At 61.8% G+C, this 26101-nt stretch carries 22 protein-coding genes and 1 pseudogene; 8 read left to right on the top strand and 15 right to left on the bottom strand.

Annotated elements, in window-relative coordinates; all coding sequences use genetic code 11:
- The first annotated feature begins 3 nt into the window (after nt 1-3).
- Nucleotides 4-3369: an arabinosyltransferase domain-containing protein gene (locus HMPREF3148_RS04685; RefSeq protein ID WP_210382997.1), complete on the top strand. Its 3366-nt coding sequence runs from the start codon at nt 4-6 to the stop codon at nt 3367-3369.
- A 131-nt stretch (nt 3370-3500) separates the two neighbouring features.
- Here the strand turns inward: HMPREF3148_RS04685 and HMPREF3148_RS04680 are convergent, their stop codons facing one another.
- From HMPREF3148_RS04680 to HMPREF3148_RS04670, 3 genes are all read right to left on the bottom strand, one after another.
- Entirely contained in the window at nt 3501-4790 is a 1290-nt protein-coding gene (locus HMPREF3148_RS04680; protein WP_049062336.1) for a PepSY-associated TM helix domain-containing protein, read from the bottom strand.
- A gap of 249 nt (nt 4791-5039) precedes the next feature.
- Nucleotides 5040-5918 (bottom strand): alpha/beta hydrolase, encoded by an 879-nt coding sequence (locus HMPREF3148_RS04675; protein ID WP_049151554.1) that lies wholly within the window; start codon nt 5916-5918, stop codon nt 5040-5042.
- Nucleotides 5919-5982: 64 nt separating this feature from the next.
- Nucleotides 5983-7923: a M13 family metallopeptidase gene (locus HMPREF3148_RS04670; RefSeq protein ID WP_049151553.1), complete on the bottom strand. Its 1941-nt coding sequence runs from the start codon at nt 7921-7923 to the stop codon at nt 5983-5985.
- 42 nt (nt 7924-7965) lie between these two features.
- Between HMPREF3148_RS04670 and HMPREF3148_RS04665 the strand changes: the two genes are divergently transcribed.
- Together HMPREF3148_RS04665 and HMPREF3148_RS04660 are read left to right on the top strand one after the other, a co-directional pair.
- Nucleotides 7966-8541 carry a hypothetical protein gene (locus tag HMPREF3148_RS04665; RefSeq protein ID WP_100622267.1) on the top strand — a complete coding sequence of 192 codons (576 nt, stop codon included), beginning with the start codon at nt 7966-7968 and terminating at the stop codon, nt 8539-8541.
- Nucleotides 8538-9467, top strand: coding sequence for a PrsW family intramembrane metalloprotease (locus HMPREF3148_RS04660; protein ID WP_049062332.1), 930 nt, complete (start codon nt 8538-8540; stop codon nt 9465-9467). The genes HMPREF3148_RS04665 and HMPREF3148_RS04660 overlap by 4 nt, the downstream gene beginning before the upstream one ends.
- Here HMPREF3148_RS04660 and HMPREF3148_RS13140 read toward each other — a convergent pair.
- The 8 genes and pseudogenes from HMPREF3148_RS13140 to betA form a co-directional block, all read right to left on the bottom strand.
- Entirely contained in the window at nt 9391-9687 is a 297-nt protein-coding gene (locus HMPREF3148_RS13140; protein WP_049151551.1) for an MGMT family protein, read from the bottom strand. The two genes, HMPREF3148_RS04660 and HMPREF3148_RS13140, sit on opposite strands and share 77 nt — an antisense overlap.
- The gene (locus HMPREF3148_RS04655) at nt 9688-10482 is read right to left on the bottom strand and encodes a VOC family protein (protein WP_046645766.1); all 795 of its coding nucleotides are present in this window, start codon (nt 10480-10482) and stop codon (nt 9688-9690) included.
- Nucleotides 10482-10769, bottom strand: a complete 288-nt coding sequence (locus HMPREF3148_RS04650) for an RNA-binding S4 domain-containing protein (RefSeq protein ID WP_005530492.1) — start codon at nt 10767-10769, stop codon at nt 10482-10484. Before HMPREF3148_RS04650 ends, HMPREF3148_RS04655 begins: the two co-directional genes overlap by 1 nt.
- 10 nt (nt 10770-10779) lie before the next feature.
- Nucleotides 10780-11580 carry a CE1 family esterase gene (locus tag HMPREF3148_RS04645; RefSeq protein WP_129720867.1) on the bottom strand — a complete coding sequence of 267 codons (801 nt, stop codon included), beginning with the start codon at nt 11578-11580 and terminating at the stop codon, nt 10780-10782.
- A gap of 146 nt (nt 11581-11726) precedes the next feature.
- Nucleotides 11727-12056, bottom strand: coding sequence for a YbjQ family protein (locus tag HMPREF3148_RS04640; protein ID WP_005530494.1), 330 nt, complete (start codon nt 12054-12056; stop codon nt 11727-11729).
- A 10-nt stretch (nt 12057-12066) separates the two neighbouring features.
- Nucleotides 12067-12420 carry a DUF2218 domain-containing protein gene (locus tag HMPREF3148_RS04635; RefSeq protein ID WP_049062330.1) on the bottom strand — a complete coding sequence of 118 codons (354 nt, stop codon included), beginning with the start codon at nt 12418-12420 and terminating at the stop codon, nt 12067-12069.
- Between the two features lie 25 nt (nt 12421-12445).
- Nucleotides 12446-13087 (bottom strand): annotated as a pseudogene (locus tag HMPREF3148_RS04630) (LysE family translocator); the annotation flags it as partial.
- 53 nt (nt 13088-13140) lie between these two features.
- Nucleotides 13141-14907 carry a choline dehydrogenase gene (betA, locus tag HMPREF3148_RS04625; RefSeq protein ID WP_005530497.1) on the bottom strand — a complete coding sequence of 589 codons (1767 nt, stop codon included), beginning with the start codon at nt 14905-14907 and terminating at the stop codon, nt 13141-13143.
- A 381-nt stretch (nt 14908-15288) separates the two neighbouring features.
- On the opposite strand from betA, the gene betT reads away from it, so the two are divergent.
- Entirely contained in the window at nt 15289-17556 is a 2268-nt protein-coding gene (gene betT, locus HMPREF3148_RS04620; RefSeq protein WP_049062328.1) for a choline BCCT transporter BetT, read from the top strand.
- Nucleotides 17557-17614: 58 nt separating this feature from the next.
- Nucleotides 17615-19192 (top strand): aldehyde dehydrogenase family protein, encoded by a 1578-nt coding sequence (locus HMPREF3148_RS04615; RefSeq protein ID WP_049062327.1) that lies wholly within the window; start codon nt 17615-17617, stop codon nt 19190-19192.
- Here HMPREF3148_RS04615 and HMPREF3148_RS04610 read toward each other — a convergent pair whose 3' ends face one another.
- The 3 genes from HMPREF3148_RS04610 to HMPREF3148_RS04600 all read right to left on the bottom strand — a co-directional run bounded on the left by HMPREF3148_RS04610 (nt 19193) and on the right by HMPREF3148_RS04600 (nt 21246).
- Nucleotides 19193-19900: an SDR family oxidoreductase gene (locus HMPREF3148_RS04610; protein ID WP_049062326.1), complete on the bottom strand. Its 708-nt coding sequence runs from the start codon at nt 19898-19900 to the stop codon at nt 19193-19195.
- Between the two features lie 76 nt (nt 19901-19976).
- Nucleotides 19977-20522, bottom strand: coding sequence for an NADPH-dependent FMN reductase (locus tag HMPREF3148_RS04605; RefSeq protein ID WP_005530502.1), 546 nt, complete (start codon nt 20520-20522; stop codon nt 19977-19979).
- A gap of 40 nt (nt 20523-20562) precedes the next feature.
- Nucleotides 20563-21246, bottom strand: coding sequence for an alpha-ketoglutarate-dependent dioxygenase AlkB family protein (locus HMPREF3148_RS04600; RefSeq protein ID WP_049151494.1), 684 nt, complete (start codon nt 21244-21246; stop codon nt 20563-20565).
- A 50-nt stretch (nt 21247-21296) separates the two neighbouring features.
- Between HMPREF3148_RS04600 and HMPREF3148_RS04595 the strand changes: the two genes are divergently transcribed.
- Together HMPREF3148_RS04595 and HMPREF3148_RS04590 are read left to right on the top strand one after the other, a co-directional pair.
- A complete protein-coding gene (locus tag HMPREF3148_RS04595) occupies nt 21297-21941 on the top strand; it encodes a sugar O-acetyltransferase (protein ID WP_005530506.1) in 645 nt (214 codons plus the stop codon).
- Entirely contained in the window at nt 21942-24218 is a 2277-nt protein-coding gene (locus HMPREF3148_RS04590; protein ID WP_049151491.1) for an ATP-dependent RNA helicase, read from the top strand. It abuts the gene before it with no gap.
- A gap of 1 nt (nt 24219) precedes the next feature.
- Here the strand turns inward: HMPREF3148_RS04590 and HMPREF3148_RS04585 are convergent, their stop codons facing one another.
- A complete protein-coding gene (locus tag HMPREF3148_RS04585) occupies nt 24220-24999 on the bottom strand; it encodes a TSUP family transporter (RefSeq protein WP_049151490.1) in 780 nt (259 codons plus the stop codon).
- Nucleotides 25000-25020: 21 nt separating this feature from the next.
- Between HMPREF3148_RS04585 and HMPREF3148_RS04580 the strand changes: the two genes are divergently transcribed.
- Complete coding sequence (locus HMPREF3148_RS04580) at nt 25021-26073, top strand: AbrB family transcriptional regulator (protein ID WP_049151489.1); 1053 nt, start codon at nt 25021-25023, stop codon at nt 26071-26073.
- Nucleotides 26074-26101 lie beyond the last annotated feature (28 nt).

The raw sequence follows: 26101 nt of genomic DNA, 5'->3' as shown, positions 1-26101 counted from the left end.
GCCGTGTCAGTTAGCCTCACCAATATCGAAAAATCCCGCTTAGCCTTTGCGGACGCCCCGCGTTCGCTCCGGCTAACCGCTATCATCGCCGGCCTGATTGGCTTTATCTGTTTTGTGGCTACTCCGCTGCTGCCGGTCAATCAGACCCAGTCTTCCTTCGACTGGCCGCAGAACAACTCGCTGCAGTCAATCAACGCGCCACTCATCTCCGTGGCTCCGGAGGATATTAAAGCGGACATCCCGCTCAGCGCCGTCGACAAGCTGCGCGAGGGCCAGGATCTGCTCTACGGAACCGTGCCGCCTGAGTCCACCAAGGCCTCGAACCGCGGCATGTTCGTGCGCGTGGGTGATCAGGGTCTTTCCGTGGTTTCCCTCGACGAGGTCCTACTTGCCCTGAGCCCGAAGGAAGTTGCGGCGCTGCCTGACGACGCCGTCCTCAAGATCGACGCCTCTGGTGACGGCACCACCGTCTCCGTGGGTAAGCACAAAAAGACTACTGAGGACGATGTTCGCCCGCAGGTCACCGGCGTCTATACCGAGCTCGAAGAGAGCGATGCTTCCGCGTTGGTGGCCGATGGCCTCAACATCCACGTGGACATCAACTCGCGCTTTACTTCCTCGCCTTCGCTAATCAAGCAGATCGCCATGTGGCTGGGCATCGCGATGACCATCGTGAGCCTGTTCTGTTTGTGGCGAATTGACCGCCTGGATGGCCGCAAGCTCTCCTTCATGCCGGAAACCTGGAAGCAGATCCGTCCGCTCGACGGCGTCGTCGCCGCCATCCTCGCCTTCTGGCACATCTTTGGCTCAAACACCTCTGACGACGGCTTCATCCTGACCATGGGTCGTGTCTCGGGCCACGCCTCTTACATGGCTAACTACTACCGCTGGTACGGCGTACCTGAGGCCCCTTTCGGCTCCCCTTATTACGACCTCGTGGCCTTCTTGTCGGAGATTTCCAGCACGTCAATGTTCGTGCGTCTGCCTGCGCTCATCTCCGCATTCATCGTCTGGTTCATTCTCTCGCGCGAGATTCTGCCGCGCTTCGGCGACCTAGTTAACGGCCGCCGCGTGGCGCACTGGACCGCGGCGTTTATGTTCCTGGCCTTCTGGCTGCCGTACAACAACGGCACCCGCCCGGAGCCCATCGTGGCACTGGGCGTGATGGTGACCTGGGCTTCCTTCGAGCGCTCTATTGCCACCCGCCGCCTACTGCCAGCAGCCGTGGGCACCATCGCCGCGACCTTGACCCTGGGTGCGGGCCCCACGGGCCTGTTCGCCGTCGGTGTCTTCTTGATCTCCTTGCCGAAGCTCTTCGCCTTCATGGCCGAGCGCGCCCCGCACGTGGGCTGGCTCGCCATGATTGCGCCTTTCCTCGCTTCCGGCACGGCCATCATGGTCGCGGCATTCGGCGACCAGACCTTGGCATCCGTCATGGAGTCCACGCGCGTGCGCTCTGAGGTGGGCCCATCGCTGCCGTGGTACTCGGAGTACGTCCGCTACACCACGCTCTTCCAGCAGTCAGTGGACGGCTCGATGACCCGCCGCTTCGCGATGTTCACCATGATCTTCTGCTTAGCGCTCATCATCTACGCCTTCATCAAGAACCGCCGCGTGGTCGGCGCCGAGGTAGGCCCTACCCAGCGCCTGCTGCTCATCGTGGCTTTGAGCACCTTCTTCCTGATGTTCACGCCGACCAAGTGGACGCACCACTTCGGCATCTACGCGGGCGTTGCAGGAGTCATCGCTGCGCTGGGCTCGGTGGTTCTCTCGCAGATCGCGATGCGCTCCCCGCGTGCGCGTACCTTTGCGCTGGCCTCCGTCATCTTCTTGCTCGCCATCTCCATGGCTGGCTGGAATGCATGGTGGTACGTCTCCTCCTTCGGCATCCCGTGGTGGGACCGTACTGTGCAGTACAAGGCCATTGAGGCCAACACTGTGCTGCTGTTTATTGGCTTGGTGGTCCTTGCCGTCGGCGTGGTCCAAGCCATGATCCACAGCTACCGCAAGAGCAAGGCCGAGGAAGAAGGCCGCGTCGAGGAGTTCACCGCCCAAGCCGCAGCGAAGGTATCGCGCTGGGCCGGCATCATGTCTGCACCGCTGGCGCTGGCCTGCGCGCTCATTGTGGCCTTTTCGTGCGCATCCTTCGCCAAGGCTTATGCCTCACAGGGAGATGCTTACTCAGTGGGCAAGGGCAACCTCGCGTCCTTGAAGGGCAACGTGTGCTCTCTTGCCGACGCCACCTTGGTCGAGACCAACACCAACGACGCCTTCCTCACCCCGGTCAAGGGCGAGTTCAAGGATTCGTTGGAGGACCCAGACGAGGATTCCATCGGCTTCGCCCCGAACAACATCCCTGAGTCCATCGAGCCGGAGAACCTGAACTCGGCGTCGGTTGGCGCAATTGCGAACACCGCCACGAACCAGGCGGAAAATGCTGACTCTGCCGACGCCGCGACGGAGGAGCAAAACAGCGAGAAGTCCGCGAACGAGCAGTCCGGCGGCGTCCGTGAGACCAAGGGCGTCAACGGCTCGACCCGCCACCTGCCGTTCAACCTGGACTACAACAAGGTACCGGTGCTGGGCTCGTATGACGAGAGCCAGCGCTCCACGGCGACGGTAACCACCCAGTGGTACAACCTGCCGAAGGCCACGGAGAACACCCCGATCCTCGCGGTGTCCGCGGCGGGCAACACCTACCACCACGACGTCAACGGCATCGAGCAGGACGGCATGGAGCTCAAGCTCGAGTACGCCACTTACAAGGATGGCAAGGTCTCCAACACGGGCGAGGCTGAGCTTTCCGACGTCGGTGCAACCCCGAAGTGGCGCAACTTGCGCATCCCGCTGGCTGACCTGCCGGAAGACGCTAACGTCGTTCGCTTGGTGGCTAAGGACGACTCCACTGATGAGGACGACTGGTTAGCATTCACGCCACCGCGTGTGCCGGAGCTGGCCACCATCAACTCGCAATTCTCTTCTGAGACGCCAGCGTTGCTGGACTGGTCTGTTGCCCTGCAGTTCCCGTGCCAGCGCACGTTCGACCACTATGCGGGCGTGACGGAGATTCCGGAATACCGCATCCTGCCGGATGCTGCGGCGCAAACGTCCTTGACTGACTTCCAGTCCTTCTCGGGCGGTGGCGCGATGGCCACGGCTGAGGCAGTCAACTACTCCTACGAGATTCCGAGCTACCTCAACAATGATTGGGCTCGCGACTGGGGCGCAATCGAAAAGTACGAGCTGCGCACCAACTCCAAGGGCGAAGCACCTGCCGAGGCGCAGATCGACCACGAGGTGATTTCTCGCTCCGGCCTGTGGAAGCAATCCGAGATGAAGATTCGCCCGGAGGGCTCTGAGAAGAAATAAGGCTGGGTGCAAAGCACCCAGCGAGAAATAGCACCCAGCGCGTAATAGTACCCAGCGGGTATTAGCGCCCAGCGAGTACGAGAGAGGGAGGACCAGGTGGTCCTCCCTCTCCTTTCCTTATGGCAATCGTTCTAGACAGGTTGCTTGATGCTTTCCCCTTCTTGGGTTTCGCGTGGCTCGGTCTGTTTCGCCTTCTTAGCGCGCTGCACTGCCCAATCCACGAGGAAGAACAGCACCAGGGATGCGCCAAAGAGCGGAGCGATGATGGAATACAGCACCGCGCCCACGACCAACGCTGGAGAGAGCTTCAGGTGCTGGAGCGCGCGCTTCGGGCGACTAAACCACATCCACAGGCCCATGACACTGACCGCCAACAGGCCTAGCGCGAGAAGCGCGAGCGCAACCTGATTGTAGATTCCGAACAAGGTGCCCATGTGCAGCTGGATGAGCCATGGGACCACCTTGGCCATGAGCGGCCAGTCCTTAAAGTCCACGCGGTCCACCACTTCACCAGTGTGCGGGTCGACAGCGATGGCATCGTAGCTCAGCTTGTAATCTTGGCGTGCCTCAGTGATGGTCCACGCTGGCTTCTCCGCGGAAGGCGGCGTCATGTCGAGGATGCCGGTCAACCCTGCCGAACGCGCGGCCGCCAACGCATCTGCGGCGCCCATCACGTTCATGTCCCCCGTCATGTCCATATGGTGATGATGCTCGGCATGCGGGTCCGCGGCGGCGGTTGCTGCGGGCTTGGGCTGCATCCAGTCCATCTTCTCGCGCAGGGTAGAGATGTTTTCACCAGCAACCAAGGACCAGGTTAGGCCAGTGATGGTGAGGAACACGAAGCCGGGCAGCAGCCACGCGCCGATCTTGGAGTGCAGGGTGAGCATCTTGCCCGCTTTCCGACGCCGCTTGAACCACAGGTAGATGCCCATGATCGCCAGTGCGCCCAGCCATGAGGCGGCGAGCTCGGAGTAGATGCGGCCGGCGTCGCCAAGCCAGAGGCGGCGGTGCCCCTCGGAGAGCCAGCTGCGCAACGGCAACGCGCGGGAGGAGCCATACTGCACGAGGTCCCCCTTGATTTCGAGCGTGGCGGGGTCCACGAACACTGCGTGGGCGTAGCTGGATGATTTCAGTGCGTCATCCGCGAAGAGCACGCGGGTGGTTTTACCCTCTTCAAAAGCTTGGACCTTGCTGACTTGTAGGTCTGGATGCACCTTCTGGGCTGCTGCGATCTGCTCGTCGAGGCTGTGTGCTTCAGCGCTTCCTGACGCCACGATCTCCTTCTTGTACACCACCGACTCGATGCTGGGGGCCAAGGCGTAGAAGAACCCGCTCAGCGCCGCAACGATGAGGAACGGCGCTATGAGGACACCGGCTGTCTTGTGTAAGCGCGACATTGCGCCATGATTGGAAATACTCATGGGTGAATAGTCGCGACATTATTAGCAATAGTTCCCGATAAAGTTTTTCTTGTGATCCTTTCGAATCGCGGGAACTTTTGCCGGCAGTGGTCAGGCTGACCTCAATTCAGTTTGGTTTCCCTGGTTGGGTCCCCCTCTAATGGTCCCTTTACGAGTAACGAAGCCATGCGGGATGCCCCATTGGGTAGCTTTACCCCCAAGGGGATCCAACCAATGGGACCAAACCGCTAAACGCTAAAACCAGGCAGCTTAGACGGAGCGCAGGAAGTCCGCGGTGTCCATGATTCGCTGGCGGGCCACTGCTGGGGTGGAGATGCGGTGGGTCGAGACGTAGTCGGCGGTCTCAGCGCCAGGGATGGTGACTCGCTCGGCGATTTCGTCTTGCACCGCAGTCTGGACGAGTGTGCGCGGATACTCGGTGGGCAGCTCGTAGCCGGCGCGGATCTCATCGGGGAGATTGGAAAGCGCAGCGAAGTCGGGGAACGTGAGCAGCAGTGCATCGGCGGGCGCGAGTGCAGCCAAGGAGCCGCCCGAGGAGTAGCCCCACACGGTCACGGAAGCCGCACCTTGTTCGCGGGCATAAGCGATGGCCTTGTTGACGGATTCCACCATGTCAGCCACGGTGTGTTCAGGCGCGAGCGGGTAGTCCACGTCGATGATGGTGGTGCCCGACAACTGCGCTGCGGCGGCGACTTCGGGGCGCCACTGCATCTCCAGCGCGTTGCCGTCACCGCGCCACCAGCCGCCGGAGTGGAGGGAGACTGCCCACTTGCCATTCGGCGCAGTGGGCTCGAAGATGGCGCCGACCTCAGTGTCACGCTGAGTGATGCCGTCGGTGAACTTGGTGCCAGGCAGCGAGTGGTCCACTGCGGTGCCCAAGACCATCATGGAAGCCTGCGTGATGCGATCCGGCAGCAGTGCGCAGTAGCGATCCGCATCCGGCGAACCGCCACCAGCCCACGGCGGGCGGAAGTCCGGCAACGGGTAGTGGACCTGCAGGTAGGAATAGAGCTGGTCGAGCTGCTCTTCCTCGCTCAGCTGACGGTCTTGGCCGCCAATCTCCCAAACTTGGTCCGATTGACCTGCTTGGTCGGCTTGGGTTTCCGGGTTCTCCTGCTTGTCAGTCATGAGACCGAGGTTACCGCTACCATGGCGGCCATGACGAAGGTAGTCATCCAAGAATGGGCACGCATCACCAGATTGTGACGCGGTCTTCCGGGACCAGGTAAAACGGCGAATCCGTGTCTACGTCAAAAGCCTCGTAGAACTCCGCAATGTTCGCTGCAATGAGGTTGCAGCGGAACTCTGCTGGGGAGTGTGGGTCGATGGCCAAATACTGCGTGGCCATCTCCGGGCGGATGGCCGTGCGCCACACGCGGGCCCAGGCCAGGAAGAGGCGCTGGAGCCCGGAGTACTCGGCGTCGTAAAGCGCAGGCTCCGCGTCCTCCACCTCGAAGGACGCAACCTGACCATTGATGTCGAGGCCGTGGTCCGCGCAGTAATTCTTGTAAGCCACCACGGCGATGCCCAGTCCACCCAGGTCACCGATGTTCTCACCCAGAGTGAAGTTGCCGTTGACGCCTGCCACGCCCTCAACGCCTTCCAACACGGACGGGATACGGCCGTCGAACTGACCCACCAGCTTTGCGGTGAGCTGCTCAAATGCGGCGCGGTCCTCGTCGGTCCACCAGGAGTTGAGGTTGCCCTGGCCGTCGTACTGCGAGCCCTGGTCATCGAAGCCGTGGCCAATCTCGTGGCCGATGACTGCGCCGATTGCGCCGAAGTTCTCGGATACGTCGCCGCCCTCAGCGGAAGGGACAAAGAAAGGCGGGCGCAGGATGGCGGCCGGGAAGGTGATGTCGTTGACCACCGGGTTGTAGAAAGCGTTGACCGTCTGCGGGGTGGAGAACCACTCGTCGCGGTCCGCTGGCTTGCCAATCTTGCGCAGCTCGAAGTCGTGCGCCCACGCGTTGCCCGCGCGGACGTTGGCCACGAGGTCCTTGCCCTCAGAGCTGAAGCTCAGATCGGAGTAGTCACGCCACTTGTCTGGGTAACCAATCTTGGCCTTGAACTGGGAGAGCTTCTCCAAGGCACGCTCGCGGGTAGCGGGAGTCATCCACTCCAGCTGCGAGATGCGCTCGCGGTAAGCGGCCGTGAGGTAGTCCACCAAGGTGTCCATCTCCGCCTTGGAGGCTGGCGGGAAGTGCTGGTCCACAAAGACCTTGCCAATCTCCTGGCCCACCAGGGACTCCGCCAGGCCCACGGCGCGCTTCCAGCGGTCACGCTGAGTGGTAGCACCTGAAAGGCGAGTGCCGTAGAACTCGAAGCTCTTCTTGCCCACTTCTTCCGGCAGGTAAGGCGCGCGGGACAGCAGGATGTGCCAGGTGCCCCACAGCTGCCAGTCCGCCATGCGGTCTGCGGTGAAGAGCTCCTCGAAGTGCTCAAGGTAGGAAGGCATCATGTTGACCACGCGGCTCTCGGACAGGCCGCTGCCTGTGAGGATGGCGCGCACGAGCGCAGGCAGCTCGCTAAGTTCCATTGGGTTGTAGGTCTTCACGGCATCGCGGGTGGACACGACGTCCCAATGGCCCGCGGCCAGCTCGGTCTCTAGCGCCACGATGCGCTTTGCAGCCACCTCCGCGCCTAGACCAAAGAGGCGGGCCGGGTCGAGGAAACCCAACATCTGCGCCACGTGCTGCTCGTAGGCAGCCAGCGTCTCTGCGTGTGCCTCCTCGCGGTAATAAGCCTCGTCGGGCAGGCCCAGGCCAGACTGGATAATGTAGGCCACCGCTTCCTCGGAACCGGAGTCCTTTGCCACCCAGAAGGTCACGGGCGCACCGACACCTTCGCGCTCCAGCTCACCCAGGTGCTGTGCCAGCTCTCGCGGGTCGGCTGCGGTGAGGCGGTCGAGGTCGGCGTCGATAGGCGCCATGCCTGCACCATTTACGCCCTCGGTATCAAGATGCGATGCGTAGAGTGCGCCTGGGCGCCCCGTGTCATTTTTAACAATCTCGTGGACGAGTTCTTCCGCCTCGTCACGCAGGTTGTGGAAGGTGCCGTCAACGCCGCGGTCGTCGGGGATGACGTGGGAGTTCAGCCAAGGTCCATTGACAAATTGGTAGAGATCTTTCATGCCAGCCACTCTAGGCGAATCAATCCGGTTAAGGTGTGGACTATGCCAACTTATCGGTTCCCACCAGCACGACTCCGCGGATATTTTCTCGCGGTCGTTAGCTTCGTGCTGATAATGCTCGTCATCCCCACGCTTATCGCAGCAACGGTGACCCCGCCCGAGCCGAAGACCGAGGAGGTGGTGCTTGATTCTGCGGCAACAGGTTTCAGCGAGGATGAAAACTGGACCATTGAGGTCCCGGGTCTGCGTTGCACGCCTAATTCGGAGACCATGGCGAACCAGGCCTGGGACTGCGGTGCGACGCTCGTGCAGGTGGTCAGCACTGAGGGCCTCGACGGTGTCGACGAGGAGGTGGCGATGCGTCGCGCCGTCCGCGGCTATGCTTACGGCGAAGTTTCCACAGCAAAGATCCACAGGGAGGGCGACGCACTCGCGCTTTACGACGCCCCCGCCGACGCAATCGTCCTCTCCCGCAACGGGGAGGGCGACTTTACTGACTTTGACTACATCGTGGTGCTCACCGGCGGCGATTTCACCCACGCCGCGGAACTTATCTGGCAGGCCTTTGGACACCGCGAGCTGCCGGTGAAAGCGGAGACGGGAGTAGTGGCATCATGAGCAAACTCTTCCGCAACTCGCTGTGGGTACTACTGTCTCTGGGCATAGTGAGCATCATGGTTAACCTAATCAGCTACCTGCTGATTGCTCCTGCTTTGGTGGTACCCAGCGTGCTCATCGGCGGCGCCTACGTGGCCCTCGTCCTCTTTTTGCTTCGCCTAAGCCCCATGTTCCCGGCGCGCGGATGGGTCTGGGCGGCGCTCCTGTGGGGTGGCGGCACCGCGGTGGGCATGGTTTTGCTCTCCTCTACTCCGCTGATGACGCTGGCGTCATCCTTTGGGTGGCAGGCCGCCACGATGTCGTGGGCGGGTGCCTACCCGGAGGAGATTTCCAAGGCCGCCGGAGTCTTCTTCATTCTTTTGTCATTCCGGCAGCTCAACCGGCCGTGGCACGGCTGGGTCGTGGGCGCCACCGTGGGCTTAGGCTTTGAGACCCTCGAGAACGTGTTGTACAGCGTCGTCGGCGGCACGATGCACCCGCTTTCTGACTGGACCGGAATGTTTCAGATGTGGGGCGTGCGCCTCATCGTGGGTCCGGCGCTGCACATCTTGTTCACCGCGCTGGCGGGTTGGGGAATAGGCTGGGCGCTGTTCAGCGCGAACAAGACAGTGTGGTGGCGCCTGGGCTCTATCTTTGGCTTCCTTTTGCTAGCCTTTGGCCTGCACTTTTGCTGGAACTACCTGCCGGAAAACACCACGCTGATACCGGTTCAATACGTGCTGGTGGGGCTGGTGCTCTACCCACTGAACATCTACCTGGTCTATCGCGGCAACAAGTTCGCGCGGGAGGACACCACTTACAGCGTGATGCATGCTGGCACCGCAGCCAGCAAGAGGAAGAACCAAGCTCTCAACCGATCAGCCCTTCCAAGTCTCGGGCATCTAAACCATGGCGGCGCATGTTTACGCGGCCGTCTTTATGAGTAATTCCTTCGGCTTCCCAGCGTGGGATTGAGCGCTCAGGCGCGTGCGAGGTGCCGTCGGCGCGCACCACGCGCCACCACGGCACGGACTCGGCCTTCTTCATGACCCAGCCGACGTAGCGAGCACCCACGCCCACTACCTTGCCCACTTCTCCGTAGGTAGAGACGTTGCCGGCCGGAATGCGCCGAACGACCTCCGCTACTTCATCTACCTCGTCTTTCATCTAAAAGTCGAGGTTGAGAACGTCATCTGACTCGCGCGGCTCCTCCTCGGGAGCGTCCTCGACCTCGGCCAAGGTGACGGTGGCGCCGGTGGAATCGGCCAACAGGCACAGGCGGCCAAAGGGAGAATCCCACGGCTCGCGGATGACCTCGCCGCCTAGCTCCACGGCCTTGGCTGCAGCGGCCTCTAGGTCGCGCACGCCCAGGTAGGTCTGCCAGAAGCTTGGCACCTGCGGCGGGAACTGGCCTTCGGCGTTCCAGAAGCCGGCGAAAGGAGCGCCGTCTTCTTCCGCGGTGGCGTAGGAGTCGTTGCCGCGCACTTCCCAGTTGAACAGATCGCCGTAGAAGTCGCGGACCTCAGCGAAGCTCGTAGTGGCGGTCAGCTCGTGCCACACCGGGGTTCCGGGCTCGCCGCCCGCGATGAATTGGTCTGCGCCAGCCGGTTGGATGAGGCCGAACATGCCACCGGCGACGTCGACAAGCAGCGCCATGTGGCCCAGCTGCACCTGCGTTGCCGGCACCAACACGCGGCCGCCAAGCTGCTCGGCACGGGCGCAGTCGCCGTCGATGTCCTTGCTGAGGAAGTAGGTCACCCACGTATCCGGCATGGTGGCCTGCTCAGGCTGCGGAATGAAACCAGCAATCGGCAGGCCCTGGATACGGCCGATGCGGTATTCGGTCGCGGACTCGATCTCCCAGCCCAGCACCTGCTCGTAGAAGTTCACGGACTGGCGTGGCTCGGAGGTGGTCAGGTCAATCCAGTAGGGCATGCCTACTTCAGCTTCGAAAGCGGGCATTACATGTTCCTCCACTTCTCGGGATCGAAGTCGTCGTCTGCGGTGGCTTCGTCAAAGTAGTCATCATCATCGTCATCTGCGGCGGCCACGCGGGCAGAAGTGCCAGCGATGCTCACCTCGTCGCCGGGGTGCAGGGTGGCGCCGCGCTGGGTCACCACTTCCCCATTGACCTGGACCTCGCCTTGCGCGATGAGCTCTTTGGCTTCACCGCCGGTAGCCACGAGGGAGGCCAGCTTGATGAACTGGCCGAGCTTAATGGAATCGCCCTTGATTGAGACTTCTAGCATGCGGCATAGCTTACCGAGAAGGCACCCTGCCGGGATACTCGACCTTGAAAAAGTCCAGGATGGAGTTGGTTGCCCAGTCGTGCGGCACGAGTCCGCTGCGGTCGGTGACGCCGCCGTTCCAGGTGTGCGTGCCGCCCTTAATTTTGTAATTCACGGTGGGCATCGCGCAGGAACCCCACGTAAAGCGGGTGACGTCGTCCTGCTTATCCTCCGCAGGGAAGGGATCGCAGTGGTTGTGTTCGGCTACCTTGGCGTTGGAATCCTCGGCGCCCTTGTAGTGGCCGCCGTGCGCCTCGCCGCCGCGGTAGTTGATCACCACGTCCGCGGTGCCGTGTACCGCCAGGTAGGCAGTGGGATCGCCCTGGCAATCGTCGTCCACACCCTCGTAGTTCGCCGCGGAGACCGTGGCGGCGCCGTCGAGGGAGCGGTTGCAGGCCAAGGCGCGCACGAAACCGCCGCCGTTGGAAAAGCCCGCGGCAAAGACGCGGCCGTCGGTGTTGTAGTTCTGGTTTGCCCAGGCGAGCGCGGCGTCGACAAACGCAAGGTCCTCGTCCAAGGACGTCTGCGCATAAGGAGCGGGCGCCCAAGCCTGTGCCTTGCCTGCCGGGAACAACGTGATGGCGTTGGCTTCGTAGAGCTCAGTGTCCTGGAAGATGGTGGACGGATCGCTTTTGTAGCCGTGGAAGACCATCACCACCGGCGCAGGGTTGGCCGGGTCGTAGTTGTCCGGCACGTGCGCCATGAAGGAGCGCCCCGTAGGCAGCTCGATGGTGCGGTAGTGGCCAGTTTCGGTGGATCCGCTGACAGGCAAGGGCGCGCTTTCCGACGCCGTGACCATATGCGCCGGCACACTATGCGGGCCGCTGCCCGGCTCATCCGTGGTGGAGCACCCGGTGGCAAAACATACAATGGCAGCCCCGGCAAGAATGCACAGGGCTGCCTTTAATGGGTGGCGCACTATGAGATCGGGCGAATCTTGACTGCGGTGCCGGTGGCGGTGACCATAAGCATGTCGTTGGCCTGGCCCATAGGCGAGTAGTCAAAGCTGATGCCCACGACGGCGTCGGCGCCCAGCTCCTGGCCGCGGTTCCACAGCTCGTTAAGCGCTGCCTCGCGGGCCTTGACTGCCTCTTCCTCATAGCCGGCGGAGCGGCCGCCAGTGAAGCTGCGGAAGGAGGCACCCAAGTCCTTGAGGAAGTTAATACCGGTCACCGTCTCACCCGCAATGACGCGAATGTACTCGGTGATTTCGTGACCATCGACGTTGTTGGTGGTGGTGAAAATCATGAGCCCTAGACTACCTGCGTTCCGGGGGAAGATCAGCGACGCTGAAGTGCAAGCCCGGTGTGCCGTCGGCGCGGGTGAACTCGACCTGCAAGTCGTCCTTCTTACCAAAGGCCACGAGGTGGCGGGCCACAACGTGTTCGACGGACTCGATGCTTTCTGGGTCTGCCTCGACGTTGAGGAGGAGGATGTTGGGCTCAACAGAAAGGTCGAGGGTGCCGCGGGTGTTTTCGCGCTCGAAGACGCAGCGGCCGGTTTCGGTTTCTGGGTCCCAGTGGGCGTCAATCTTGGCAGAGAAGTGCGATGCCAGCTGCTTGCCGTAGCGTGCCGGGCGATCGGTTGAAACGCGTGCGGTGGAATTGCTCATGCCGGACACTGTACGCGTTTTAGGTTTACCTAACCAGTGCGAGTATTCCCTCATAAATCATCACGCAGCCCAAGGCACCGAAGATGAGGCCCGAGCCGATATCGAGATGAGCCGAATACTTCGTGAGGAAACGCGCCGCCGCGCGGACGATGAGCGCGAAGGTAGAAAACCACGCCACGGAGACCACAGTCAGGAGGATGGCGATGACCACGGTCCATTCAAGCCCCATGTCAGGGCGAATGAACTGGGCAAAGACGGCACCGAAGAAGACGAGCGCCTTCGGGTTGGAAAGGTTGGTGAGCAGGCCCAGCTTGTAGGCGCGGCCAGCGGTGATGTCCTCGACGTTGCCAGTGCTCACCGCCTGCTTGATGTGCTCCTCATCGAAGCTTCCCGCGCTTTGTGTCGCGCTTTCTGCGGCGTTTTCTGCCGCATTTTCCGCCGAGTCCTGTGAAGTACTGCGGGCAGAGTTAAGGACAGCGCGCCGTTGCGTCAAGCCCGAGCGAATGGAGCCATAGGCCATCCAGAGAAGGAAGCCGCCGCCCACCAGCTGCAGCAAGCCGAGCAGACTAGGGCGAGCGGCGATAAGAGCAGATAGCCCTGCCAGGGAGGCGGTGAGCCAGACGACGATGCCGGTGCAGATGCCCAGCGCACACATGATTCCGGCACGCGTGGACCGCGGGGCAACGCGGCTAAAGTCATCCGGCCCTTCTCTTGGCTCTTCTAGTAGGCACCCTTAATGGCCTGCTTGTGATCGCGCACTGCCTCGCCCTCAGCGTACAGCGGCATATCCTCGCCAGCCTTGTACCACGTTACGTCGTTCAGCGGTGCCAAAGGCTTCTTTCCAGCAATCAGATCGGCGGCCTTCTCGCCCACCATCATTGTCGGCGAGTAGATGTTGCCGTTGGTCACGGACGGGAAGACGCCGGCATCGGCGATGTAGAGGCCCTCAATGCCCCAGACCTGCATGGTTTCTGGGTCCACAACCGCCATTGGGTCATCCTTGGAGCCCATCTTGGTGGTGCACGACGGGTGCAATGCGGTCTCACCGTCGTTGCGTACCCATTCGAGGATCTCCTCGTCGGTCTGCACGTCAGGGCCCGGGCTGAACTCGCGGGCGCCCACCTCAGCCATGGCTTCGGTGTCCAGCAGAGAACGCGCAACGCGCACTGCCTCGACCCACTCGCGGCGATCCTGGTCGGTCTTCAGGTAGTTGAAGAGGATCTCCGGCTTTTCGTGGATGTCTGCGCTCTTGATGCGGACGTGGCCCTTGGTATCGGAAAACATCGGGCCAACGTGCCACTGGAAACCGTGCTTGACGTCGGCCTTCTGGCCGTCGTAGCGCACTGCCATCGGCAGGAAGTGGAACATCAGGTTCGGGTATTCCTCGTTCTCATTGGAACGAACGAATCCGCCGCCCTCGAAGTGGGAGGTCGCAACCGGGCCCTTCTTGGTGAGAATCCACTGCAGGCCCATGAACGGCCAGCGCCACTTGTCCAGGTAAGGCTGGGAGGAATCGGTGGACTTGGTGGTCTCATACTGGATGTAGACCTCGAGGTGATCCTGCAGGTTCTCGCCGACGCCTGGCAGGTGCTTGACGACGTCGATTCCGTGCTTGCGCAGCAACTCCTCGTCACCGACACCAGAGACCTGCAGCAGCTGCGGGGTGTTGATGGCACCAGCGGAAAGAACGATCTTGTCAGCGAATACGCGGTGGACGCCGCCCTTCCACTCGTATTCCACGCCGATGGCCTTCTGGCCTTCGAAGAGGACCTTGGTGGTAAACGCGCGGGTACGCACCTCGAGGTTCTCGCGGTCCAGGTTCGGGTGCAGGTAAGCGCGCGCTGCAGACCAGCGCTTGCCGTGCTTGATGTTGCGGTCGAAAGGCGCGAAGCCTTCCTGGCGGTAACCGTTGACGTCGTTGGTCAGGTTGTAGCCGGCTTCCTGGACGGACTTAAACAAAGCCTGGAACAGCGGGCTGGTGGCGGGGCCGCGGGAGAGGTACAGCGGGCCGTCATGGCCGCGGCGCGGATCGTTGTCCTCGGCTGCGGCGGCGTTCTCCATGCGGTTGAAGTAAGGCAGGCAGTGGGCAAAGTCCCAGTTCTCCATGCCGGGGTTCTTGGCCCACTTCTCATAATCCATCGGGTTGCCGCGCTGGTAGATCATGCCGTTGACGGAAGAGGAACCGCCGAGCAGCTTGCCGCGCGCGTGGTAGATGCGGCGGTTATTCATCTCTGGCTCCGGCTCGGACTCGTACTGCCAGTCGTAGTTCTTTGCGCCAATGGGGAATGAGAATGCGGAAGGCATGTGGACGAATAGGTCCCACAACGAATCGTTTCGGCCTGCTTCGAGAACCAGCACACGGGTGCCGGGGTCCTCACTTAGGCGAGCGGCGATGACAGAGCCTGCGGAACCGCCGCCTACGACGACAACGTCCGAGACCTCATCGGTGACCTTCTTCGATACCTTCTTGAGATTCTTCTTTCCCATGCAACGCTCCTTTTCCGTGCTTTCTGGCTTTCTTGGTCTTTCAGCGATCTTGCTTGACACTTTGTGACCGAATTCATACGGTCACACTCTCCTACGGAGTAAAGCTTTTTGAATTTTATGCATACGAACGAAATGTTATGCGTCGGGCCAAAATGGCCACCCAAACCACTGTACACGTCTTTGTGAATGTTTGCGCAGTATGGGGTATATTTGGGTTGTTCCGCCCTCAAGTCACGGGCGAAACAATGCGATCAAATCCCGCATAGAAAACGAGGGAGTAATTCACATCACACACCCCTCTTCGCCCCAGTGAGACTGAATTTTATTCACGTCTTAATGTCGGAATTTTCATCCATAAATGACTGCAACGAGGAGTAGTAAATGGCAAACTTTGACCCCCACGACCCGGAGGCGTCCCCGACGCCCCGCCGGTCCCCCCAGACAGGTGGGTCGGAGGCCGCCGCGTCACCGTTAAAAACAACAGAAACCAAGAGACCTCGCCGCCCCCTGAAGAAGTCGAACTATCAGGTCCGCGCACTCGTCGGCAGCTTCAAGGCAGAAACCGGCCCGGAAGTCGGCTCTAGTGAAGTTCCGGTGCCAAAGCCCAACTGGCCAGTGTTCATCATTTCCAGTGCGCTCATCATCGCCATGGCTCTCTACGCAGGGCTTGGCCGCGAGTCCGCAGCAAACACCTTGGCCAACGTCACCGCATGGATCGGTACCAACTTGGGCTGGTTCTACGTCCTGACGGCCACCATCGCCGTGGTCTTTGTACTCTATATTGCGTTCTCCAACGTGGGCGATATCCGCTTGGGACCTGACCATTCGCGCCCGAAGTTCAACACCTTCTCGTGGGCATCGATGCTCTTCGCCGCAGGTATCGGCGTGGACCTCATGTTCTTCGCCGTGGCTGAGCCGGTGACCATGTACGTGGCCCCACCCGTCGGCGAAGGCGAGACCATGGAGGCCGCCAAAGAGGCCGTGGTGTGGGCGATGTTCCACTACGGCATTACCGGCTGGGCACTATATGCCCTGATGGGCATGGCCTTTGGCTACTTTGCCTATCGCCTCAACATGCCGCTGGCTATTCGCTCAGCGCTCTACCCGCTCATCGGCAAACGTGTGCACGGCCCGGTTGGTGACGCCGTCGATATCGCCGCGATGCTGGGCACCGTCTTTGGTGTCACGGCGTCGCTTGGCATCGGCGTCGTACAGCTGTCCTATGGTTTCCACCTCATCTTCGGATTCGAGCAAGGTCTGGGCCTGCAGTCAGCACTCATCATTATCGCCGTTGTCATCGCCACGCTGTCTGCTGTTTCCGGCGTGGACAAGGGCATTCGCTTCCTCTCGGAGCTCAACGTTTACCTGGCCATCGCGCTCATGATTTACATCGTGGTCTTCGGCAAGACCGCGTACCTCTTCGACGCGATTACCACCAACGTGGGCGACTACATCTCGAAGTTCCCTTCGTGGACCATGGAGACTTTCGCTTTTGCTGACGACCAAGCCTCCACCGGCGAATGGATGCAGGCATGGACCTTGTTCTTCTGGGCATGGTGGATTGCCTGGGCCACCTTCGTGGGCCTGTTCCTGGCCCGCATCTCCCGCGGCCGCACCCTGCGCCAGTTCATCTTCGGCGTGCTCACTTTCCCGTTCCTGTTCATCCTCATGTGGATGTCTTTCTTCGGCAACACCGCGCTCGACATGGTGCGTTCTGGCGAATACCCCGACTTTGCGGAAGCCGCCGTTAATACCCCTGAGCAGGGCTTCTACGACATGCTTGCGGAGTTCCCAGCATCCGGAGTCGTAATCTTCCTGACCACCTTCATCGGTCTTCTGCTCTACATCACCTCAGCTGACTCCGGTGCGCTGGTGATGTCGAACTTCACCTCGAAGATTACGGATAGCCGCCAGGATGGCCCGCGCTGGATGCGCATCTTCTGGTCCGTCACCGTGGGTGCTCTGACACTGGCCCTGCTGCAGATTGACGGCATTGCCACCGTCCAATCCGCCACCGTGGTCATGGGCCTGCCCTTCGCAGTAGTCATCTACCTCGTGATGTTCTCCCTGTGGAAGTCCTTGCGCCTGGAAAGCGTCCAGCGTGAGGCTCGCCAGACCGCGCTGCATGGCGCAATCTCGGGCCGCACCGAACTGGCACCAGAAAACGGTGACCGCTGGAAGAGCCGTCTAGACCGCGTCAACTCCTACCCCACCAAGCAGGAAATGGATTCCTACCTGCGTGAGACCGCTACCTTCGCCCTCGAGAAGGTTGCCGTGCAGATGCGTGCACGCGGGTACGACGCAGTCCTCCTCACCAGTGAGCTTCCCGACGTCGAGCTGCCGCAGCTGGACTTGCAGGTCACCCTTGAGCACGAACGAAAGTTCCGCTACCAGCTCTTCCCAATCACCGCTGAAAGCCCTGACTTCACCCCAGGCGATGACGACGAGTACTACCGCCTTGAGGTCTACGACCTCACCGGTTCCCTGGGCTACGACGTCTACGGCTACTCGGAGAACCAGCTCATCAACAACGTGCTGGATCTCTATGAACGCCACCTAGCGTTCCTGTACATGCAGCAGACCCAGCCGGGCGACTCTGACGTCTCCGATGGTGCTGAACCCGAGCCCACATGGCAGGAAGACAGCTAAGCTGGCGGACCCCGTTCATTTATAGAACTCAAATTCATCTTTAGAAAGGTTGCTTTTCTTGAGCACTCAGAACACTTTGTTCGACCCAACCACTACCGAGTACCTCAAAGGCGTCCATACGGGCGATGGCCCGAAGTCTCTGTTTATCAATGGCCAGTGGGAGGCGGCCGCCGACGCTGCCACACGCACCATCATCTGCCCAGCCGACGGCAGCACGGTCGGTGTGGCCTCCGAGGCTTCAGATGCAGACACCATCCGCGCCATTGAGGCCGCACGCGCCGCCTTTGAGTCGGGTGTGTGGAGTAATACCCCAGCTATTGAGCGCGGCAAGCTGCTGATGAGGGTCGCCGACTTCATCCGTGAGAACAAGGAGCTTTTTGCTTCCGCTGAGTCCGCCGATACAGGCAAGCGTTACGAGGAGTCCCTCGGCGACATGGACGATATTTCCAACGCCTTCGATTACTTCGGCACCCTGGCCTCGCACGAGGCCGGCCGCGTGGTGGATCCGGGCGACCAGAACCTGCGTTCCCGTATCGATGCGGAACCAGTCGGCGTGTGTGGCCTCATCACTCCGTGGAACTACCCACTCCTACAGGTCTCTTGGAAGGTTGCCCCGGCTCTTGCGGCAGGCAACTCCTTCGTGCTCAAGCAGGCTGAGCTCACCCCGCACACCGCAATGCTGCTGATGGTTGGCCTGAAGCAGGCAGGGCTTCCCGACGGCGTAGGCAACCTGATCACCGGCGCTGGCGCTAACTGCGGAAACCCACTGTCCCAGCACCCTGAGGTAGACATGGTCTCCTTCACCGGCGGCCTGGCCACCGGCAAGATCATCGCCAAGAACGCTGCGGAGACCGTCAAGCGCACCGCACTGGAGCTCGGCGGCAAGAACCCGAACGTCATCTTCGCCGATGCCGACTTCGACGTCGCCGTGGACAACGCCCTCAACGGCGCATTCTTCCACTCGGGGCAGGTCTGCTCTGCGGGCTCGCGCATCATCGTGGAAGAGTCCCTGCACGACAAGTTCATCGAGGCCCTGGTCAAGCGCACCAACAACATCAAGATTGGTGGCCCGACCGACTCCAAGGCAGAAACCGGCCCGCTGATCTCTGAGGAGCACCGTGAGAAGGTCGCTGCTTACGTGGATAAAGCACGCGAGCAAGGTGCCAAGATTCTGACTGGCGGCCGCGCTGCTACCAGCGAGGACACCACTGGCCAGCACGGCACTGGTGAGACCGACCTGGGCAAGGGCGTCTACTACCTGCCCACGATCATCGATGGCGCCACCAAGGAGATGGACTGCGTCCACGACGAGGCCTTCGGCCCAGTGGTAACGGTGGAGACCTTCACCACTGAGGAAGAAGCCATCGCTACCGCGAACGACACCGAGTACGGCCTGGCAGGCGCCGTATTTACTAGCGATGCCGGCAAGGCTGAGCGCATGGCCCGCGCAATGCGCCACGGCACCATCTGGATCAACGACTTCCACCCCTACCTTCCGCAGGCAGAGTGGGGCGGATACAAGCAGTCCGGCAACGGCCGCGAGCTTGGCCCAACCGGCCTTGCCGAATATCAGGAGCACAAGCACGTGTACCAGAACCTGGCACCGGCGGCGTGGGACCAGTTTGGTCTGCAGTAACTAACTCTGCGTGCGCGGCTTAATGGTCATCGTGTCAATGTTGACGTGCGCTGGCAGCGATGCCACCCAGCGCACGGCCTCCGCGATATCCTCGGCCACGAGGTTAAGCTCGCCGGCGTAGACCGCGGCGGCGCGCTCAGCGTCGCCGCTGAAACGATTGAGCGAGAACTCCTCAGTGGCCACGCGGCCAGGATCAAGCTCGGTGACGCGGACATTGTGGTTCTCAATGCGCAGCACGCGGGAGATAACGCGCACGCCATGCTTGGCGGAGTTATAGCCGGAGCCGCCCTCGTATGGTGCCCAGCCAGCAATGGAGCCCATGTTGATGATGAGCCCGGAGTCGGAGGCCTCCAGCTTGGGCATCACCGCCTGAATCATGCGCACCGTGCCAAGCACGTTAACGTCATACATCCACTGCCAGTCTTCGATCTTTGTCTCTACCAGTGGCTCCAAGCCCTTGGCGCCGCCCGCGTTGTTGACCAACAGGTCCACGCGGTCCAAGTGGGAGACAAACTCCGTGACGGACTCATCATTGGTTACGTCCAGCGGATAAGCTTCAGCCCCGATTTCTGAAGCAAGCTCTTCGAGGCGTTCCACGCGGCGCGCGCCGATGACTACATGCCAGCCATCGGCAGCGAGTGCTCTTGCCGACGCCGCGCCAATTCCCGAAGAAGCACCAGTTACAACAGCAATCTTTTGTTCCGTCATATCCCCCGATGCTAAACCACCCAATTGCACACGCCCAGCAGGGTTAGCCACAAAACAGTGGAGGCCTCAAGGAAACTTAAGCCTTGACGGCATCCTCGATCTCGCCCAAGAGGTTGTCAACGAGGCCGTTCTTGAAGTCAGCCGGTGCGAATGCGCCATCGTTCATGTCGGTGATGAGGGAGACCTCAATCTGGGTGCGCAGCTGCTCCATGGAGAAGTTAGCCACTGCCAGGCGCCATGCCTCAACAGCACGGACGCCGCCGGAGAAGCCGTAGCCCACGAACGCGATTGCCTTGCCAACCCACTCGGAGCCGAGGGAGTCGAAAGCGTTCTTAAACGGGCCCGGTACGGAGTGGTTGTACTCCGGGGTGACGAAGATGAAGCCGTCGCATGCGTCGATGGCGTCGGACCAAGCCTGGACGTTAGCGTCGTCGTAGTTCTTGTTCGCGGCCATCGGAACCACGGAGGTGGTCAGGATTGGAACGTTGAAAGCCTTGAGGTCAACTACCTCGTACTCAACGCCGGTATTGCGGCCCTTTGCCAGGTCAGCAACCCAGTTAGCGATTGCTTCGCCTGCGCGATCGTCGCGGGTGGAACCAAGAACGATGCCAATCTTTGCCATGTGGAGAATCCCCTTCTCAAAAGTTGTTGATTAGTCAACATTAGAGTGTAGCACGGGCGCCAACTTGGCGGATGGTGATGTTGATTCGCCCCTCCTTCAACCCACATCCTTCCGGCAGCGTTGCGTCGTTGACCCGCACAATTCCGTGATAGGCCAGTCGCTTCGGGCCGCCAAATACAATTAAATCCCCGGAGCTGAGCGTCACGTCATCCCACGGCTTATTGCGATTTTCCGTATTGCCTATGCGAAACAGCGCCTCATCCCCGATGGATAAGGAGATGACCGGCGCAAGGGACTCCTCAAAGTCATCGACATGCATGCCCATCCCTGAGCCCGGCGGATAATAGTTCACCAAGGCCATCTCCGGATAGAAGGTCTCCACCCACGGTTCCAGCTCCGGGGAGACCTCGGCCGCCGCGCGCAGTGCTGGGCGCGCTATCTCCTGGAGGGAAACGAGCATCGGCGGCACCCGAGTCCCCTCAATGTTGTCCACGTAACGGTAGGTTTCGTAATGCCAGTACCTGCCCAGATGCAGCTGGTGCACGCTCATCTTTCCGGACTTCAGTTGTGGCTGATACATCGCCATGGGAGTGCCAGCGTAGCGCCGTGCCACCTCACGGGTTTCCTCGACGAGGGCACGTTGCTTAGCGACGTCCACCCATCCAGGCACGTGCGCTACCCCAGGGGCAATGCGGGTGGCGGGCCGAGAGACATCGAAAAGCATGAGCCCAAGGCTACATGTCGCATGCATTCTCGTGACTAGACTTGGGCCCCATGAACAGCCCCAAGAACTTAGAGCAATACGGCACCTGGGAGAAGATGTCTGGTGGGCAGTGGCACCTGCCAGGTCAGACGGAGGAAGTGCGCACTCAGCACGCGCGGACGTTCCGTTTGATCAAGCAGTTCAACGACTTGGGCAATACCGACCCAGACAAGGCGGAAGAGATCCTGCGCGAGCTGCTGCCCGATGAATCACACGTTCCCGGCTGGTTCGGTCCGGCGCACGTGGAATTCGGTTCTAACCTCATCGTGGGCGAACACGTTTTTATTAACTTCAATGCCACCATCTTGGCGCAGGCCAAGGTCACGCTCGCCGATCACGTGATGATTGGGCCAAACTGCTCCCTTATCACTGTGGGCCATCCGGTCAACGATCACGAGATGCGCGAGGGCGGCTGGGAGATCGCCAAGCCCATCACCGTGGGCCGCAACACCTGGTTCGGCGCCAACGTCACGGTCATGCCCGGCGTGACCATTGGCGAGGACTGCGTCATCGGCGCAAACACCTTGGTCACCCGTGACATTCCGGATAAGTCGCTCGTACTCGGCTCCCCGGGCCGCGTGGTGCGCAAGCTTGACGGCGAGAACCTGGAGCGCCAGGACCTGGAAGGCCCAGTAGAGGGCTTCGGGCTGCTCTAAATGTTTGATCTCGCACGCATCGGCGCTGGCCTGCCCGTCGCCGAGACCATCGGCACGCTGCCTTCTTCCGGCAACGTCGTGGTCCAGGCGCCGCCGGGCACCGGTAAGACCACGCTTGTGCCGCCGGCGCTCGCGAACCAAGCTGCGGAACAAGGAACGAGCGGGAAGATCCTGGTCACCGCACCTCGCCGCGTGGCCGTGCGCGCTGCCGCGAACCGGCTGCAGCACCTGTCCGGCCAACAAATTGGTTACGCCGTGCGCGGCGATTCCCGCCACGGCCGCGACGTCGAGTTCGTCACCCCAGGCGTGCTGCTGCGCCGACTGCTGCGCGACCCCGAGCTCAGCGGTGTTTCCGCCGTAGCCATCGACGAGGTCCATGAGCGTCAATGCGACACCGACCTCGTCCTTGGCATGTGCCTGGAACTGGCGCAGCTACGCGACGACTTCCGCGTCATCGCGATGTCCGCCACCGTCGACGCCCAGCGCTTCTCCGAACTCATGGACGCCCCGGTTCACGTCACTGAGGCAGTGACGTACCCGCTCGACATCCGCTACTCCCCGGCCGCGGGCCGCGCTGCCGGCGAGCGGGATTTCTACGCCCACGTTGCCCGCCAAGCCACGGGCCATTCCGGTTCCGTGCTGGTCTTCGTGCCCGGCGTACGCGAGGTTAACCTCGTGTGCGAGCAACTGCCCGGCGCGTATCCGCTGCACGGACAGCAGACCACGGCTGAGCAGGACGCCGCCCTGTACACCGACGCCGACCGCATCGTGGTGGCCACCTCCATCGCGGAGTCCTCGCTGACGGTCCCGGGCGTGCGCACCGTGGTCGATGCCGGGCTCTCGCGTACCCCGCGCCGCGATGCCCAGCGCGGCATGTCTGGCTTGGTCACGGTTTCTACCTCGAAGTCGAGCGCCGATCAGCGCGCCGGTCGCGCCGGGCGTGAGGCCCCTGGCACCGTGATTCGCTGCTACTCACAGGACGATTACCAGCACTTCTCCCCGCACATCACTCCGGAGATCCTCAGCGCCGATCTCACTCAGGCGGCACTGTTCCTGGAGTGCTGGGGCGCGGGTGAGGACTTTCCGCTCCTTGATCAGCCACCAGCCCGCGCGCTTGCCGACGCCCACCGAACGCTGCGCTCGATCGGTGCCACCGGGGACGTCGCCAAGCAGCTCGCTCTTCTGCCCACCGACCCGCGCCTTGGCGCTGCCTTGCTCAAGTACGGCGCCGGCGCTGCGCATACCGTCGCCGCGCTCAGCGATTCCCCGCGTGGGGACATCACGCGCATCACTCCTCCCAAACGCGAGGTCGAGCGCCTAGCACGCCTCGTGCCCGACAAAGGTCCAGCCGATCCTGGCGCGGTCGTGGCCGCGGCCTTCCCGGAGCGCGTCGCGCGCCGCACCACCACCGCGAAGGAAGCAGAGTACCTCCTGGCCAGCGGTACTCGTGCGCGCATGCTCGAGGACAACGGGGCTGCGTGGCTGGCCGTGGCGGACGTGTCCTTGTCCAATGCCGGCACCGCCATCATCCGCGCTGCCGCTCGAATCGATGAGCAAGCTGCGCTCTATGCCATCGGTACTACCGAGGAGATCACGGCGACGCTCGAAGGCGGCAAGGTGCGCGGGCGCAAGGTCCTGCGCGCCGGGGCAATCGAGCTCAGCTCCACCCCGGTCAAAGTCACGGGTGCTGCGGCCGAGGAAGCTCTTGCTGCCGGTATCCGCGAGCACGGTCTTGCCATGTTCTCCTTCAGCGAGAAAGCGCAGAACCTGCGCGAACGCTTGGCGCACCTGCACGCGCACTACGGCGCCCCTTGGCCGGACGTCGACAATGCAGAGCCCGCCGAGTGGCTGGGCCCCGAGCTACACGACGTCGCGGCGGGCAAACCTGCCACCAAGGTCGACATGTATCCAGCACTCCAGCGCCTTCTCCCCTGGCCGGAAGCCACGCGCCTGGATGAGCTGGCACCTGAACGCCTGCCCGTGCCCTCGGGGCGCGACGCGAAAATCGACTGGTCCGGGGATCGCCCCACGGTGAGCATCAAGTTGCAGGAATGCTTTGGGCTGGCGGAGTCCCCGGTCTATTGCGGGCAGCGTGTGCAGTTCCACCTGCTTTCCCCAGCGGGCCGCCCACTGGCCGTAACTGATGACTTGGCGAGCTTCTGGGCAGGGCCTTACCAGGGCGTTCGCGCCGACATGCGAGGGCGCTATCCCAAGCATCCCTGGCCTGAAGACCCGTGGACAGCACCAGCTACCGCACGGACGAAAAACCGCATGTGATTTAGCCCCACTGCTGCACGGAGAGGTAAATGCTCATCACCACGACGAGGGTGAGCAAGGCATAGCGAATCAGCTTGGTGCCGCCGCCTAAGACGGTGCGCGCACCGAGCTGGGCGCCAAGTACGTTGGCTGCAGCTAGAACTAGGGCGAGACCCCACAGGATGTGCCCGCCCAGGATGAACACGATGAGTGCACCGACGTTAGTGCAGGTGTTCACCACCTTGGACATGGCGGCAGAGCGCAAGAAGTTCTGCGAAAAAATTGCGGTGAACGCCATGATGAGGAACATGCCGGTGCCGGGGCCAAAGATACCGTCGTAGAAGGCAATGCACGCCCCCGCGCCCAGAGCCGCCCACGTGCGCCAGCCGCCGCGGATTCCTTCGCTCTCGTTCGTACCGAAGCTGGGGCGGAAAGCCACGAAGACACCAACGCAGACCATCAGCACGATGATGAGCGGACGCATCACGTCTTTGTCGATCATCGCTGCGGCGCCCGCGCCTAGGCCCGAACACACCATTGCCGCTAGACCCAGGCGAATGAGTTCGGCCGCCGAAGGGCGCACCTTGCGAACGAGAGTAAAGGCAGCCGACGCCGTTCCGGACACTGCGGCCACCTTGTTGGTAGCCAGTGCGGTGGCCGGTGCGAGCTGCGGCGCTACGGCCATTATGAGCGGAATCAGCACGAGTCCGCCGCCGCCGATGACGGCGTCAATCCACCCCGCGACTGCTGCTCCTGCCGTCAAAATTGCCCAGCCACTAATCCCCAAGTCTGCGAGATCCATGCATTTATTAAACTCGATGCCATGTCTGTTCGTGCACGTTGGGCCATAGTCGTTCCGGGCTCCCTCGCAGTGGGAGCCCTTTTCACCTATCTGCACGTCCCCGCCGCCTGGATCTTGGCAGCCCTTCTTGTCTCGGGTGCCATGGCGCTCAGCACGGGCGAAGAGCTCGTCGTGAGCAAGCACTTCTACGCCGTGGCCCGCGGGTTCATCGGCATAATGGCGGCGATGCCCCTCACCCTGGTGGCGGCCTCCACCATCATCGGTTTAGTCCCTGCCGCTATCACGATGTCTCTCATCACGGCCATAGTCGGAATGGCAGGAGGCATGCTGCTGCACCGCTCGCAGCCCAAGGATATTTCCTGGGAGACCGGCATCTTGTCAATGCTCCCCGGTGGCGCGTCCCTCATGCCCGCGCTGGCCAGTGAGCTCGGTGCTGACTATCGCTACGTCGCACTGACGCAATACCTGCGCCTTCTGGCGGTATCCATCTCCCTGCCTTTCATAGTGTCGCTGCTGACCAGCCCGGCCGGGCAAGGCGTCGACATGAGCGTCCAAGGTGAAACCACCTGGTGGATCGTGCTGCTCACGGTGGCTATTGCCGTTCTGGGCGAGCGATTGGGCAAGCTCGCTCACCTGCCAGCTTCATCGGTGCTTGGCCCGCTCATCATCACCGTCATCGTGGCGCAGTTCCTGCCGGCGGGCCACACGCTGGAACCGCTGTACGCGTTCAAGATCATGGCATTCATGTCCATTGGCTGGGTCTGCGGCGGCGGTTTGTCCGTCCCCGCACTGAAGTCCTTTGCCAAGCAGCTTCCGGCCACGATCCTTTTCATCATTGTGGTCATGGGCGTATGCGCGCTGACCGCGTGGCCGCTGACGGCGTGGCTCGGAATTAGCTACTTCGAGGCCTACCTCGCCACCTCGCCAGGCGCACTCGAAACCGTTCTGGCGCTCTCCGCTGAAGGTGGCGCGGGCCCAGCCGTCGTGGCGGTGCAGATCATCCGCCTCATCATCGTCTTGGTCATCGCGGGATATCTCCCACAGATCTTGCGCCTGCTCAAACGCCTGCGGTAGTAGGGTTTCGAAAGCTAGAGCAGGCACT

The sequence above is a fragment of the Corynebacterium sp. HMSC05D08 genome (assembly GCF_001807215.1).
In the GTDB taxonomy this organism is placed as follows: domain Bacteria; phylum Actinomycetota; class Actinomycetes; order Mycobacteriales; family Mycobacteriaceae; genus Corynebacterium; species Corynebacterium striatum.
This window is presented reverse-complemented; position numbering and strand designations above follow the sequence as displayed.

Bases quoted from the DNA above. Each gene is read 5' to 3' on its own strand.
- HMPREF3148_RS04680 (WP_049062336.1), bottom strand. From the start codon at position 4,790: ATGAGTATTTCCAATCATGGCGCAATGTCGCGCTTACACAAGACAGCC.
- HMPREF3148_RS04675 (WP_049151554.1), bottom strand. From the start codon at position 5,918: ATGACTGACAAGCAGGAGAACCCGGAAACCCAAGCCGACCAAGCAGGT.
- HMPREF3148_RS04670 (WP_049151553.1), bottom strand. From the start codon at position 7,923: ATGAAAGATCTCTACCAATTTGTCAATGGACCTTGGCTGAACTCCCAC.
- HMPREF3148_RS04665 (WP_100622267.1), top strand. From the start codon at position 7,966: ATGCCAACTTATCGGTTCCCACCAGCACGACTCCGCGGATATTTTCTC.
- HMPREF3148_RS04660 (WP_049062332.1), top strand. From the start codon at position 8,538: ATGAGCAAACTCTTCCGCAACTCGCTGTGGGTACTACTGTCTCTGGGC.
- HMPREF3148_RS13140 (WP_049151551.1), bottom strand. From the start codon at position 9,687: ATGAAAGACGAGGTAGATGAAGTAGCGGAGGTCGTTCGGCGCATTCCG.
- HMPREF3148_RS04655 (WP_046645766.1), bottom strand. From the start codon at position 10,482: ATGCCCGCTTTCGAAGCTGAAGTAGGCATGCCCTACTGGATTGACCTG.
- HMPREF3148_RS04650 (WP_005530492.1), bottom strand. From the start codon at position 10,769: ATGCTAGAAGTCTCAATCAAGGGCGATTCCATTAAGCTCGGCCAGTTC.
- HMPREF3148_RS04640 (WP_005530494.1), bottom strand. From the start codon at position 12,056: ATGATTTTCACCACCACCAACAACGTCGATGGTCACGAAATCACCGAG.
- HMPREF3148_RS04635 (WP_049062330.1), bottom strand. From the start codon at position 12,420: ATGAGCAATTCCACCGCACGCGTTTCAACCGATCGCCCGGCACGCTAC.
- betA (WP_005530497.1), bottom strand. From the start codon at position 14,907: ATGGGAAAGAAGAATCTCAAGAAGGTATCGAAGAAGGTCACCGATGAG.
- betT (WP_049062328.1), top strand. From the start codon at position 15,289: ATGGCAAACTTTGACCCCCACGACCCGGAGGCGTCCCCGACGCCCCGC.
- HMPREF3148_RS04610 (WP_049062326.1), bottom strand. From the start codon at position 19,900: ATGACGGAACAAAAGATTGCTGTTGTAACTGGTGCTTCTTCGGGAATT.
- HMPREF3148_RS04605 (WP_005530502.1), bottom strand. From the start codon at position 20,522: ATGGCAAAGATTGGCATCGTTCTTGGTTCCACCCGCGACGATCGCGCA.
- HMPREF3148_RS04600 (WP_049151494.1), bottom strand. From the start codon at position 21,246: ATGCTTTTCGATGTCTCTCGGCCCGCCACCCGCATTGCCCCTGGGGTA.
- HMPREF3148_RS04595 (WP_005530506.1), top strand. From the start codon at position 21,297: ATGAACAGCCCCAAGAACTTAGAGCAATACGGCACCTGGGAGAAGATG.
- HMPREF3148_RS04590 (WP_049151491.1), top strand. From the start codon at position 21,942: ATGTTTGATCTCGCACGCATCGGCGCTGGCCTGCCCGTCGCCGAGACC.
- HMPREF3148_RS04585 (WP_049151490.1), bottom strand. From the start codon at position 24,999: ATGGATCTCGCAGACTTGGGGATTAGTGGCTGGGCAATTTTGACGGCA.
- HMPREF3148_RS04580 (WP_049151489.1), top strand. From the start codon at position 25,021: ATGTCTGTTCGTGCACGTTGGGCCATAGTCGTTCCGGGCTCCCTCGCA.